The sequence below is a fragment of the Salinicoccus luteus DSM 17002 genome, from assembly GCF_000712035.1.
Lineage (GTDB): Bacteria > Bacillota > Bacilli > Staphylococcales > Salinicoccaceae > Salinicoccus > Salinicoccus luteus.
The window spans coordinates 1-13695 of record NZ_JONV01000010.1 but is presented as its reverse complement, the minus strand read 5'-3'; the positions used below and the strand labels follow the sequence as shown (position 1 = coordinate 13695).

At 48.1% G+C, this 13695-nt stretch carries 12 protein-coding genes and 6 tRNA genes; 3 read left to right on the top strand and 15 right to left on the bottom strand.

Annotation, left to right across the window (positions count from 1 at the left end):
* Window positions 1–2 precede the first annotated feature (2 nt).
* Both BO53_RS0108060 and BO53_RS0108055 read left to right on the top strand, forming a co-directional pair.
* The gene (locus BO53_RS0108060; protein ID WP_031547138.1) at window positions 3–1202 is read left to right on the top strand and encodes a cystathionine gamma-synthase family protein; all 1200 of its coding nucleotides are present in this window, start codon (window positions 3–5) and stop codon (window positions 1200–1202) included.
* Between the two features lie 52 nt (window positions 1203–1254).
* Window positions 1255–2427: a M24 family metallopeptidase gene (locus tag BO53_RS0108055; protein ID WP_031547136.1), complete on the top strand. Its 1173-nt coding sequence runs from the start codon at window positions 1255–1257 to the stop codon at window positions 2425–2427.
* A 58-nt stretch (window positions 2428–2485) separates the two neighbouring features.
* Here the strand turns inward: BO53_RS0108055 and BO53_RS0108050 are convergent, their stop codons facing one another.
* The 8 genes from BO53_RS0108050 to BO53_RS0108015 form a co-directional block, all read right to left on the bottom strand.
* A complete protein-coding gene (locus BO53_RS0108050) occupies window positions 2486–3298 on the bottom strand; it encodes a SurA N-terminal domain-containing protein (RefSeq protein ID WP_031547135.1) in 813 nt (270 codons plus the stop codon).
* A 145-nt stretch (window positions 3299–3443) separates the two neighbouring features.
* Window positions 3444–4448 (bottom strand): aryl-sulfate sulfotransferase, encoded by a 1005-nt coding sequence (locus tag BO53_RS13590; protein ID WP_245608219.1) that lies wholly within the window; start codon window positions 4446–4448, stop codon window positions 3444–3446.
* Window positions 4421–4990 (bottom strand): aryl-sulfate sulfotransferase N-terminal domain-containing protein, encoded by a 570-nt coding sequence (locus tag BO53_RS13585; RefSeq protein WP_051683068.1) that lies wholly within the window; start codon window positions 4988–4990, stop codon window positions 4421–4423. The genes BO53_RS13590 and BO53_RS13585 overlap by 28 nt, the downstream gene beginning before the upstream one ends.
* 255 nt (window positions 4991–5245) lie before the next feature.
* Entirely contained in the window at window positions 5246–7048 is a 1803-nt protein-coding gene (gene glmS / locus BO53_RS0108035) for a glutamine--fructose-6-phosphate transaminase (isomerizing) (protein ID WP_031547134.1), read from the bottom strand.
* A gap of 324 nt (window positions 7049–7372) precedes the next feature.
* A complete protein-coding gene (glmM, locus tag BO53_RS0108030; protein ID WP_031547133.1) occupies window positions 7373–8722 on the bottom strand; it encodes a phosphoglucosamine mutase in 1350 nt (449 codons plus the stop codon).
* Window positions 8723–8748: 26 nt separating this feature from the next.
* Window positions 8749–9690, bottom strand: coding sequence for a CdaR family protein (locus BO53_RS0108025; RefSeq protein ID WP_031547131.1), 942 nt, complete (start codon window positions 9688–9690; stop codon window positions 8749–8751).
* Window positions 9677–10501 (bottom strand): diadenylate cyclase CdaA, encoded by an 825-nt coding sequence (gene cdaA, locus BO53_RS0108020; RefSeq protein ID WP_031547129.1) that lies wholly within the window; start codon window positions 10499–10501, stop codon window positions 9677–9679. The genes BO53_RS0108025 and cdaA overlap by 14 nt, the downstream gene beginning before the upstream one ends.
* A 22-nt stretch (window positions 10502–10523) precedes the next feature.
* Window positions 10524–11471, bottom strand: coding sequence for a helix-turn-helix domain-containing protein (locus BO53_RS0108015; RefSeq protein ID WP_031547127.1), 948 nt, complete (start codon window positions 11469–11471; stop codon window positions 10524–10526).
* A 163-nt stretch (window positions 11472–11634) separates the two neighbouring features.
* Here BO53_RS0108015 and BO53_RS0108010 point away from each other — a divergent pair, with 163 nt between their 5' ends.
* Window positions 11635–12090 carry an ArsR/SmtB family transcription factor gene (locus BO53_RS0108010; protein ID WP_031547126.1) on the top strand — a complete coding sequence of 152 codons (456 nt, stop codon included), beginning with the start codon at window positions 11635–11637 and terminating at the stop codon, window positions 12088–12090.
* Window positions 12091–12135: 45 nt separating this feature from the next.
* Here BO53_RS0108010 and rocF read toward each other — a convergent pair whose 3' ends face one another.
* From rocF to BO53_RS0107975, 7 genes are all read right to left on the bottom strand, one after another.
* Window positions 12136–13047, bottom strand: a complete 912-nt coding sequence (gene rocF / locus BO53_RS0108005) for an arginase (protein WP_031547125.1) — start codon at window positions 13045–13047, stop codon at window positions 12136–12138.
* Between the two features lie 143 nt (window positions 13048–13190).
* Window positions 13191–13263 (bottom strand) — tRNA-Lys (locus BO53_RS0108000).
* 1 nt (window position 13264) lies between these two features.
* A tRNA-Gln gene (locus tag BO53_RS0107995) sits at window positions 13265–13339 on the bottom strand.
* A gap of 13 nt (window positions 13340–13352) precedes the next feature.
* Window positions 13353–13433: transfer RNA gene (locus tag BO53_RS0107990), tRNA-Tyr, on the bottom strand.
* Between the two features lies 1 nt (window position 13434).
* Window positions 13435–13510, bottom strand: a tRNA-Val gene (locus BO53_RS0107985).
* Window positions 13511–13516: 6 nt separating this feature from the next.
* Window positions 13517–13588, bottom strand: a tRNA-Glu gene (locus BO53_RS0107980).
* Window positions 13589–13616: 28 nt separating this feature from the next.
* Window positions 13617–13691, bottom strand: a tRNA-Asn gene (locus BO53_RS0107975).
* Window positions 13692–13695: the final 4 nt, after the last annotated feature.

Here is a 13695-nt window from a genome sequence, read left to right as displayed (position 1 = left end):
AAATGAAGAGAAATGTAGATCATGCAACAGAAGCTGTTTGGGCGGGAGAGAAGGCGTACAGGGTGCACGGAGCCAGCCAGGTGCCGGTTGTCAACAGCGTCGCCTATAACTATGATGACCTCGATCACTGGTATCAGGTGGCGATTGGTGAAGAAGAGGGACACATCTACGGAAGAAATACGAACCCGACCGTCGCTTCATTCGAAGATAAGATCAAACAGATGGAGGGCGCTGAAGCGGCAACCAGCTTTTCCACCGGTATGGCGGCCATCAGCAACACCCTCCACACATTCCTGCGACCCGGGGACCGTGTTGTCAGCATCAAGGACACGTATGGCGGAACCAACAAGATATTTACAGAATTCCTGCCGAAACTCGATATTGAAATTGAACTGTGTGAGACCGGCAATCACGAGGCAATGGAAACTGAAATCGGAAAAGGCTGCCGGCTGATCCATCTTGAGACGCCGACCAACCCGACCGTAAAAATTACTGATATCGAAAGGATTGCAGAACTTGCCAGAGAACAGGATGCCCTGCTTGTCGTGGACAATACATTTGCCACTCCAATTCTGCAGAACCCTCTGTCACTCGGAGCCGACCTTGTCATCCACAGTGCCACGAAGTTTCTGGGCGGACATGCGGATGCACTTGGCGGGGTACTATGCGGAAGAAAAGATCTTGTGGAGCAGGTCTTCCACTATCGTGAAATCAATGGAGCCACCATGGATCCCAATGCCGCCTATCTGATGATCAGAGGTATGAAGACATTGGATCTGAGGGTCTGGAAGCAGACGGAGAATGCAGGCAGGCTCGCCGAGTATCTGTCCGATCACCCTGCTGTAGCGGAAGTATTCTACCCGGGACTTGAGGACCATCCAAACCATGAAATCGCAAAAAAACAGATGAAAGGGTACGGCAGCATGTTCAGCTTCTCCCTGCATGGCGGCATGGATGCCGTCAAAGAAGTATTGCCGCGGCTTGAATTTGCCAACAGGGCAGCCAACCTTGGTGCCGTCGAAACGACAGTTGGACCGGCGCGGACGACGAGTCATGTGGAATCCACTCCGGAAGAACGGGCGGAACTCGGCATCGCTGAGGGACTCATCCGGTATTCTGCGGGCATAGAGTCATTCGACGACCTGAAGCAGGACCTTGAAAATGCACTACAGGCACTCAATGTCCACAATACCCCATCATAATCCATAACACCCGGCTTTTGAGCAACAATCCACAGATAAAGGGGAGAGGCCCATGTTCTCCAAAGAGGAATATGATATCAGAATGAACAATACTAAGCAAAAGATGCTGCAGTACGGGGTCGAGGGGCTGATTATTTCCAACCCCTCAAACATGTACTACCTGACGGGGTACGATGCATGGAGCTTCTATGTAAATCAGGTCGTCCTCATATTCATCGATATGGACGAACCCATATGGATCGGGAGGCAGATGGATGCCAGCGGTGCGGAAATGACAACCTGGATGAAGGAATCGAGCATCCGCTTCTATCCGGATGAATATGTACAGTCGACCATCAGGCATCCCATGGACTATGTCGCTGAAGTATTGGTCGAATGTGGTCAGGACGACAAAAAGATCGGTGTCGAAATGGATTCATTCTACTATACGGCAATGTGCCATGAACGGCTTCAGATCGGCCTGCCCAACGCTGAGCTGAAAGATACGGGAAACCTTGTAAGCTGGGTCAGGGTCATCAAGAGCGATACGGAAATCAGCTATATGCGCAACGCTGCCCAAATCGTAGAAAAAGCCATGCAGGCGGCATATGATACTGTCAATATCGGTGTCAGGGAGAATGAAGTTGCCGCCGCCATTACACACGCCCAAATCTACGGAAGTGACGATTTTGGAGGAGATTATACATCGATGGTACCCATGATTCCTTCCGGAAAACTGACAGCCAGCCCACACATTACATGGTCCGACAGAAGATATGATGAAGGCGATATATTGACGCTCGAAATCGCCGGATGCTATAAGCGGTACCACACTCCTATGGCCCGCACCATGATCCTTGGCAAAGCACCTGGTCATGTCCAGGAGGTGGCAGACGTAATCAATGAAGGCATCAATGAAACACTCTACCATATGACTCCCGGGACTACAGCCGAGGAGGTGAATGAGGTGTGGACCCGCACCATCGGCAAGCATGGTTATGTTAAGAATGCCCGCATCGGCTACTCCATCGGTCTCAGCTATCCACCTGATTGGGGAGAGCATACCATCAGCTTCAGGCCAGGGGACCATACCATGCTTCAGCCGGACATGACCTTCCACCTGATGCCGGGCCTTTGGTTCGACAACTTCGGCGTCTCCATTACAGAGTCCGTGCATATTACCGAGAACGGCGCAGAGACCTTCGCATCGTTCGACCGCAAAATTTTCGAAAAGGCAGTCGAATAGCAAAGGACCCCCTCCAGATAAAAAGATACTGGAGGGGGTCCTTTATTCACTCTTATAATTACAGGTGGATGGTTACATCAGCATCTTCACGCAGTTCTTCAATAAGACCTTGCGCTGCTTCTCCTTCTTTCGTCATCTTCACCTGATCTTCAAGCTGCGGTTTCACTTCTTCAAAGGAAGGTACTTCCCCTTCGCCCGCTTCTTCCTGCATGCTTGTCATCTCATCATACATCGTCTGGAGTTCTTCTTCGGTCGGTTCTATATCTCCAGCCTCTTCAGCAATCAACTTGTTGGCCTTCAATTCCGTCTCTAGCTGGGAGCGCACTTCCTCTTCGGACATGCCCTGCTCCCCCAGTGCCGTAAAGAACTCATCCTGGGATTCAAGACCATTCTGTTCAACCAACTGGTCCAGCGTTTCATTGACTTCCTCTTCAGGCACACTGACATCACTGTTTTCCGCTTCCTGCATGAGCAGCTCCTGACCAACCATACCTTCAACAACCTGCTCTTTCAGCTGATCCTGATCGACTTCCTCTCCGGCCATCTGCTGCTGCATTGCTACCTGCTGGAACTGTACAGTATAGAACTGTTCGAAATCTTCCTTACTTATCTCCTCACCATTCACTTCAGCAACAACATCCGGTACATCTTCCAGATCCGGCTCCGGCATTTCAGGGTGTCCTGCACTTTCCCCTTCTCCAGTCGCCTCTCCATTGCTTTCTGAGGCCGTCTCGTCGTTATTTCCTGATGCTGCTTCCTCCTGTGTTTCCGGTTCTTCATTTGTATTTTCTGCAGACTCATCTCCGCCACCACATGCTGCCAGAACAGCTATGGATGTGCCGAGAGATAAACTGAATAATAATTTCTTCATTAATGTCATTTCTCCTTCTAATACATATTGTCCGTTATTTTACCACATCCCTATCAAATGTAAATTTATAAGGTGTAAAACCTATCAGATCCATCTTAAAATGTGACTATAAATTGACTGGGGACAACGATAAGGGCATGCGCTTCTACTTCTCAAGAGCGAACCTTTCTTCCCACAAATCATTGTATAATTGATATCTAACAGCCCGGTAGGCCCACGCTCCTGTCCGGAACCTTGTCATTTCGGCTTCGAATACCCTTTCCGACTGGGCATCATGGGTCACTTCCACAAATGAACTTCTTTCCCCATCCTCGGCATGACCGAAGTCAATCAGTATGTTGCCACTGTTCTCCAGATATCTCGCACTGCTTATGATCCTTGTGAAATAATCTGCCCCGAGCTCCTCCCCATAGGTCCAGACTATTTCCGCCTCCAATGTCTCCTCATTGACCCTGTAATGGGTTGCGGCACTGTATTCTCCAGCCGACTCTTCATCCCCCCGGGTGACCACAGTATTATTATCAAACAACAATACATCTATCGTTGCCGGATTGTTGTCAAAGTCGGGCAGTATTGTGGCATCATGCTGGGCTGCGGGATATTTGAAATCATCATTCTCCCCTTCTATAAGATGCTCCGCCATTTCTTCGCTCCATCCTTCGGGGTGGGCCAAGATCCAGATGATTTCTTCCGTCTCATAATCAATCTTCATAACGGTATCCTGATGCCTCCCGGAAATGATGATGCTGTCATCGCTTTCATCATATACGACAGAGTTCTGATGGAACCAGTCCCGCAGACCAAAGTCATCCCTGACTTCGTATTCTTCATATACTTCCCTTGGAAACAGATCCTTCAGATCAATGACTTTCAGCACTTTCCCCGTCTTTCTGTCCACCTCTACCATCATGTCTTCCATGTATTCGCCACCCCCATCGTTAACGGTCATCAGGAGGTTTCCCGTCGGCAGTTCTGCTACGTCATGATGGATCAGAGTCGATTCCAAGTCCTCAGCCTCCTGCTCGGCCGCTTCTTCACTGATATCGAAAGCGTTATACAACTTGCCGATATAGTCTATTTCATACAGACGGTTATACGTACTTCCACTATTGTCATCTTTGCTCAAATAAAGCAGGTTCCCGTTATCCAACTCCTGCAGGATATGACTGTTGAAGCCCGCTCCATACCACCGTAGTCCCCATTGATATCAAATGCGAATGCATGCCTTGTACTCGGCACATAGAAAGTCAATTCATTTTCAGCGAGCTGCATCTTTTCAGGCTTGGCTTCTTTGATCTCTACTGCGGGCATGCCAGAGGGCAGGCGCCCTGTCACTATCGTCACAGTATTGGTCATGGTTTCCCCGGATTCCGTTTCCACAATGATTTCCACCGTGTTCGTATAGCTGGGATACAGACCCACGATGGGAAGCTCGTGATGTGTCCTGAACCCTTCGATTGTATTTGAAATATCCGTTTCACTGTCCTTTCCCAGAACGGTGAAGGAAACTTGGGCGCGCTCTTCCGTACCAAAGACCACCAGCGCAGATAGCGGGCTACGGCCATAAGGGTCCAGGTTCACATATGGATCCTCCAGTGTACCACCACTACTTTCCGCCAGAATATCCGCTTCCAGCCTCTCCTGTTCCTGGAGCAGCTCTTCCGCCCTTTCCGGCGGATAGTTGTAGTCCACCCCTTCTGCTGTATTGGGTCCTTCCTATGCTTCTTCTGTCTCCGGGTTACCATTGCCATTCCACAAAGTTATGAGTCCCACCGAAGCCGCAAAGACAGTAATAATGACAACAATTGCGATATTCGTTTTCTTCATATCCATAACCCTTTCAATCCAGACATAGATACTATATGTAACCGTCGTAATGGGCTTAACAAAGGACTAGAATAACCTCCAACGGTCCAGACCGTTGGAGGTTATTTTCCTTACTTTATACTATTCAACCGTTACAGATTTCGCCAGGTTGCGCGGCTTGTCGACATCGTTGCCGCGGTGAAGCGCTGCATAGTATGCGATGAACTGGTACACGACTACGGATACGAGTGGTGTAAGCATCTCATGGACGCGCGGGATGACGTATGTGTCGCCTTCCTGGTCCAGTCCTTCCATGGATACCATGCACACTTTGGCGCCGCGTGCTTCGACTTCCTGCGCATTGCCACGGATGTTCAGGTTCACCTTCTCCTGTGTAGCGAGTGCAAAGACCGGGGTATTCTCTTCGATCAGTGCAATTGTACCATGCTTGAGTTCCCCGCCGGCGAACCCTTCTGCCTGGATATAGGAGATCTCCTTAAGCTTGAGTGCCCCTTCGAGTCCAACGTAGTAGTCCATCGTCCGCCCGATGAAGAATGCATTGCGTGTCGTCTCGAGGTACTCGTTGACGATCTGCTCGATCATTGGTGCATCATCGATGATTGCTGTGATGGCCGTCGTGACTTTCGCGAGCTCCTGCATCAGATTGATCTCCGTACCTTTTCCAAGTTCCCTTGCTGCAACCTGGGCCAGGATGGAGAGGACGGCAATCTGTGCTGTATAGGCTTTGGTTGAAGCGACGGCAATCTCAGGTCCTGCATGCAGGGTGAGTGTCTGGTCGGCTTCCCTTGAAAGGGTAGACCCTGGTACGTTCGTCACTGTCAGCGACTTGTGTCCAAGCTTCTTGATTTCAACCAGTACGGCACGGCTGTCTGCAGTTTCACCGGATTGTGAAATGAAGATGAAGAGCGGCTTCTCTGACAGCAGTGGCGTATTATAGACGAACTCTGAAGCGACGTGGACTTCTGTAGGCACGCCTGCCCATTTCTCGAAGAATTCCTTGCCGATGAGGCCGGCATGATAGCTCGTGCCTGCAGCGATGATATAGAGGCGGTCCGAATCTTTCAGCTGGTCGATGATTTCAGGATCAATCTTGAGATTTTCATCTTCATCCTGATATTCTTGGATGATTTTTCTCATTGCTGCAGGTTGGTCGTTGATCTCCTTCAGCATGTAGTGGTCGTATGTGCCCTTTTCAGTATCGCTTTCATCGATTTCTGCGATATAGGAGTCTCTCTCAATCTCCTTGCCTGTCTTGTCCTTGATGATGATTTCGTCCCTTTTGAGCAGAACGACTTCGCCATCCATCAGTTCGACGAATTCATTTGTCTGCTGCAGCATTGCCATGGCGTCGGAAGTGATGACATTGAAGCCTTCACCTTTACCGAGCAGCAGCGGAGATTTATTCTTTGCCGCATAGATGACATCCGGATCTTCCTCATCCAGCAGTCCGATCGCATACGAACCATGGAGGATTTCCAGTGTTTTGGTGAAGGTCTCTTCAGTAGACATGCCTTCATGTGCGAACTTGGAAATGAGCTCCACGATGATTTCAGTATCTGTGCTTGAAACGAGGTCGACATCCGGGATGTGCTCCTGTCTGACCTGTTCATAGTTTTCTATGACACCGTTATGGACCAGCGTAAAGCGGCCATCCGCACTCTGGTGCGGGTGTGCATTCTTGACGTTCGGCACGCCGTGTGTCGCCCATCTTGTATGACCGATGCCCACTGTCGCATCAAAGCCCATATCGACTTTTTCCCGCAGATCCTTGATTCTGCCTTTTTCCTTGAATACCTTCACTTCATTGTCATCCCTGACTCCGATACCTGCAGAGTCATAGCCACGGTACTCCATCTTTTCGAGTCCATACAGCAATATTTCCTTTACATCATTATTTCCAATATACCCTACTATTCCACACATTTAAAAACGCCCTTTCTCTCTCTGGTTATCTTTCTTTTGGCCAGTGCTCTGTCCCGTTGGTCACCCAACAGTTTTAACAGCTGACCTCACGAATACTTCAGTATCCGGGACAGTATCCGCCGATGATCGATCACTGTCCTCCTCGTCAGCAAGCCGATGCTTGCCCAGGCGCTATTCCGATTTTTTTATACACCCTACCCTCCTTAGTCCTCACCATCCATATTGTAATCGATAAATGTCCATACTTCAATATAAATATGCGTTCTCCATATAATTTGGAATAAAAAACCTCCAAACCCAAGGTTTGGAGGTACTATGCCTTCATTAGTCGAGACCCATCTCTTTTTGGACCACTTCTGCGATGTCATTACTGTATTGTCGCGCCAGTTCTTCCGTTTCCGCTTCCACCATGACACGGACGAGGGGTTCTGTGCCTGAAGCCCTTACTAGGACGCGGCCATTGCCGTCCATCTCTTTTTCTACCGCTTCGATCTTTTCTGCGACAAGATTATTGTTCACTACGTTGTACTTGTCGGAGACACGGATGTTCACAAGTTCCTGCGGGAATGTTTCCACCTGGCCTGCCAATTCACTCAGCGTCTTGCCGGAGGATTTGATGATCGATGCAAGGTGTACGCCAGTCAGGAGACCGTCACCCGTTGTATTATAGTCCATCATGATGATATGACCGGACTGCTCTCCACCAAGGCTGTAGCCGCCTGATCGCATTTCTTCGACGACATAGCGGTCACCGACCTTGGTCTTGTCGCTCTTCAGTCCATGTGCCTCCAATGCCTTGTAGAAGCCGAGGTTGCTCATGACCGTCGATACGACCATGTCATCCCTCAGCATGCCTTCAGATTTCATATGCTGGGCCAGTATGAACATGATTTTGTCTCCGTCCACGATATTTCCTTTTTCATCCACTGCAATGATTCTGTCGCCATCCCCATCAAAGGCAAAACCGAAATCGCACGATTCTTCCTTTACGAGTTCAACAATCTTGTCGGGATTAGTGGAGCCGACACCTGCATTGATGTTTGTGCCGTCCGGGTTGCAGCCTACAGTGACGGTATCCGCTTCAAGATCCCCAAACAGGTAGGGGGCGAGGGAATAGGTGGAGCCATGGGCGCCGTCGAGTGCAATCTTCATGCCCTCGAAATCTTCATCGACTGTCGACTTGAGATAGCTGACATATTTCTGTCCGCCTTCATAGTAGTCCGATTTATTGCCCAGATCTGCACCTGTCGGTCTTGGGAGCGTATCTTCCTCCATATCCAGAAGTTTTTCAATTTCTGCCTCCTGGTCATCTGTGAGCTTGAAGCCGTCCGCGCCGAAAAACTTGATGCCATTATCCCCTACCGGATTGTGGGAAGCAGAGATCATGACCCCGGCGTCCGCTTCCATTTCCTTGGTCAGATATGCGACACCCGGAGTGGAAATGATGCCGAGCCTCATGACTTCCGCTCCGATTGAAAGCAGTCCGGCTACGAGCGCAGACTCGAGCATCTCACCTGAAATACGCGTATCGCGTCCAACAAGTACCGTCTTATTCTCGCTTTTTTGACCTGCCAGTACATAACCGCCGAATCTACCCAATTTGAATGCAAGTTCTGGAGTCAGTTCAGTGTTCGCTACACCTCTTACTCCATCAGTTCCAAAATATTTACCCATGACGTTCTCCTTTTTTATGCAGTATATTATCCGTTATCCTGTTCAATTTCTATATCCGCCTGAAGGACCGCAGGTTCTGTCCGGTCAACATCTTCAGGTACATCAATCTCCACGTCCTGTGTAGTGGATTCCGTAAGACCATCCACATCCACACCGACATTTATATTATCCAACTCCGCCAATACTTCTTCCGTACCATAAACTTCAATCGTGTCATAATTGAGGGACACGTTTTCCAGTGAATGGCCTTCTTCAACCTGGCCGTTCACTTCAAAGCTTACCGACACTTCCTTGCTCCGCTCCTCGACGTTGATTTCCACCCGTACATGTGTCGGATCGATACGGACATCGAGCTTGTTGAATTGCGTATCAAATACACTTACTTCCGCTTCTTCCACTCGATTTTCAGTAATCCTTGAATTATCGTTCAGCGTAGCCCGTACATATTGTATCCGATTCATTTCGCTTTCCCCACCCATCACCGTAACAGTTTCGGGTTCAATCTGTACAGATTCAAGGTCATGGTTTGGTCCAACACGACTTTCACTGACTTCCGCCTGAACTTCGAACGTCCGTGTCACCAGTTCCTGGATATTTACATTGGCGGTTTCTGGTACAACTTCAGCGGTCACGTTCTCAGGCAGACCTTCGACTGTGAAATGTTCTTCATATTCACCGACGCTCCGGTTCCTGAGATCGAGGAAGACATTGAAATCCCTCGTCGTCTGAAGCCTTCTTACATTCGATGTATTGCCATAGAGCTGTACATTGACCTGATCGGGAGCACCGGAAATATAGTGGTTCTCCTCGTCATAGAGGATTTCCACAGGCATACCTTCAATTACTTCAGATTCCGGTGCTTCCCCATTGGAATAGAGGAATTCATCGAACACATTATTTACTGAAAGGAACATGAACAGGGCAAGCAGCAGGGCAACAAATCTCAATCCCCATTTACTTTCTAGCAAAAAGACCGCCTCCTTCCTTCAACGGTGGGAGAATGCTCCAGTGTGTCTTAAGCAGTTCATCCAGTTCTTCGAGAGAGATTTCCTTCGTGAGCTTGCTCGCGTAGGTTACGGATATATTCCCCGTCTCCTCGGAAACGACGACCGTGAATGCATCGGTCACTTCAGACACTCCGACAGCTGCGCGGTGCCGGGTGCCGAGGTTCTTGGCAATCTTGCTGCTGTCTGATAGAGGAAGATAGCTTGCTGCGGTGGCGATCTTGTTCCCCTGTATGATCATCGCCCCATCATGCAGCGGTGTATTCGGAATGAATATGTTGATCAACAGCTCGGAAGTGATGTTTCCATTGATCGGAATGCCGGTCTCTATATAATCTTTCAGCCCCGTCTCCTTTTCAAATACGATAAGCGCACCAATGCGGCGCTTGGCCATGTAACGGACCGACTTCACCATGGCTTCCCTCAGTTTGTCCTGCTCCGTTGTGGAGCTTGCATTTCCATTCGTACGGAATAGGCTCCCCCGCCCGAGCTGTTCGAGTGCGCGCCTCAGCTCCGGCTGGAAGATTACGATAATCGCAAGGAAACCCCATTCCAGAACAGTATCGAACATCTGTGTTGTCGTTGTCAAATCGAAAAAGTTACTGATTGACCGGCCGATGAGGATAAGGAATATACCCTTTATCAGCTGGATGGCTTTTGTTCCCTTCATTACAGTAATCAAAAGATATATTACATACCATACAATCAGCAGATCGACAATGCTTGCAATTATGGTTGCCGTTGTGACATTCTCAAAAAAATTGTCTGTCTGCATAACGCGTCCCTCACTTAATCATTCATATAAATCCGAGTCTCTCTTCCAATTCTTCATGTATACTGGATAGGACTTTATCCTGTCTGATCATCTCCGGATCGGAATCAAGATTTTTAAAACCTTCTTCTGCGGCTCTGATATTTCCATTTCTATATTTTGCATAGCTGTTCAACAGCTGCATCAGCGGAAGTCTTGATTGTGATGCCACCGTTTCCAACTCTTCGACTTTTCCAAGCATGGCAAGATTCTTCCCCTCAAGCAGTGAAAGGTCATCCCTTCTGTAGTCGATGTTCAGCATTCTGGAATGCTTTTTGATTCGTGCAATAAAACGTGAAGATGTAAGATATTCCCCACACTCATGATAGCACTGTGCGATCTCAAAAATGATTCTGATGACTCCAAGGTCGAATTCGGAAAAATGGAGGATGGTGTACAGTGTATCCTCCAGCAGGTCGAGTGATGCTTCATGTGCTTCTTCTTCAGCCAGCAGCCCTACTTTGAGAATGACCGCATCGATATACGCCTGGTTGATTGATACAGTCGACAGCAACTCAAGTGCCCGATCAATATGTATCGTCAGCTTCCGCCTGTCCCCTGTATGCTTGAAATACTTGGCATAGAGTAGATGAACCCGGCCACTATCAGGTGCAGGAATCTGTTCGACCCCTTCGTATTCCTTCTCTATGAAATAATGGAGTGACGAATAGTCCCCCTGTTCAATCTTCTGTTCATAGTAGGCAATCTCCCTTAGAATCTCCACATCATTATACCTGAAATGAGAAACTTCCTGCATAAAGTCGTTGACCGAGCAGTTGAGCCTCTCGCTCAATTTTATCAATACATTGGTCGAAGGATGCACGCTTCCCTTTTCAATCAAGCTTAAATACGTCCTGGAAATGATGCCGTCTGCCAGTTCTTCCTGGGTCAGATTGTTATTATTGCGTATCTCCTTGATCCGCTGTCCAATCATAATGGTGCCCCTTTCACTTTCTTAACAGTTCCATCATACCAAATTGGCAAATATGCAACAAATGTTACAAGTGTGACCAAGCAAACAAAATCAATGTTCATTTAATTGACATCGCATTTATACTTAATCATACTATAAATATACATGATAAGGGGTGTTCTGCATGAAAAAATTACTGGTTATCGATAACCTGGCCCAACTGAAAAGCGTCAGCGACCCTTTTAGGATTGAACTGCTGACCATGCTTGCCGAGAAGCCGAAAACCGGACAGATGCTTGCTGATGAGCTCGACATCCCGCGGGCCAAAATCCATTATCATCTGAATGAGCTTCTTAAGAATGGGATTATTCATGTAGTGAAGACCGAGGAGAAGAACAGCATCATTCAGAAGTTCTATGAACCTGTGGCGAAAAAGGTCGTTCCCAATATAGACCTCCTGAGATACAGCGCCGATGAAAAGAAGAAAGACAGCATGTCATATAACTTGAGAATGAAGGAAGATGACCTCAAGCAGTTCAAAAAGGAACTGAAGAACTTCGTAAAGGACAACTCCGAAAAAAAAGGAGCCAAGAATACAAAGGACTACAAGGTCCAAATCATGCCCATAGGAGAAGACTAGATATTATAAAACTGCACCCCACCAGAGGATGCAGTTCTTTTTTGTCTATAACTGCTTTTTACCGAAGAGGGAGGCGGCAATCTCTACAGCCTTCTCTGCTGTTTTATTCCTGTCATCCAGAAGAGGATTCACTTCAACCAAATCCATTGACGTAATACTGTCGGAATCGTTCAGTATATCCATCGCCAACTGGGTCTCAGACAGTGAAAGACCACCGTCCACCGGTGTCCCTGTCCCAGGGGTTTCCATCGGATCGAGGCCGTCCACATCAAGGGACAGGTGGATGCCATCACACTTTGCAGCAAGATGGTCCAATGCCTCCTTCATTACAGCCTCAATACCCTTGGATCTGATATCCATCATGGTAAAGGTCAGGATACCATTATCACGGATATATTCCTTCTCCCCCTCATCCAAGTCCCGCATACCTATAAGCACAATATTTTCAGGTTTTACTTTCGGTCCTTCGTCATAGAGGTTGACCAGAGCTGCATCACCAATCCCACACGATATGCCAAGCGGCATACCATGAATGTTTCCGGATGGAGAGGTCCTGCTGTCATTCAAGTCTCCATGGGCGTCATACCAGATGACTCCCAGATTGTCATAGTGCCTGCTGATGCCTGCAAGCGATCCGATGGACAAGGAATGATCTCCCCCGAGTATCAATGGGAAATATCCATTTGAAATGGAAGCATCTACTGAGCCGGCAAGTACAGTATTGAAATCCTTTACAGCATCATAGTTCAACAGATTATCATCATTCTTGATGCTATGACGCCCTGCCTCGACCTTGAAATTCCCTCTAATATTTCCCTTGTCTGTCACAGAGAGACCCAATTGCTTCAATGTTTGGATAAGACCAGCATACCTCAAGGCATCCGGACCGAAATCCACACCAAGTCTAGGCTGTCCAAAGGCAGTTGCGGCACCAATAATATGTACATTATGATTCATAAAGATCCCCTTTTCCATTCAGTTCAGTCTCACAAATACTATAGTATACAACCTTGGATTTTTATGCAAATATTTATGAATAGTGAATAAAATTATGTGCACGAACAAAAAAGACACCTTCCAAAAGGAAGATGCCTTATTAGTGAGCCATAGAGGATTCGAACCTCTGACCCTCTGATTAAAAGTCAGATGCTCTACCAACTGAGCTAATGGCTCATGGCTGGGCTAGCAGGATTCGAACCTGCGCATGACGGTACCAAAAACCGTTGCCTTACCGCTTGGCGATAGCCCAATACTTTTAAAAATGGAGGGGGGCAGATTCGAACTGCCGAACCCGAAGGAGCGGATTTACAGTCCGCCGCGTTTAGCCACTTCGCTACCCCTCCGTGGTGGAGAATGACGGGTTCGAACCGCCGACCCTCTGCTTGTAAGGCAGATGCTCTCCCAGCTGAGCTAATTCTCCAATCAATGACCCGTACGGGATTCGAACCCGTGTTACCGCCGTGAAAGGGCGGTGTCTTAACCACTTGACCAACGGGCCAGCATATATATGTATTGAAACAAAAAAATGGCTCCACAGGTAGGATTCGAACCTACGACCGATCGGTTAACAGCCGATAGCTCTACCACTGAGCTACTGTGGAATAA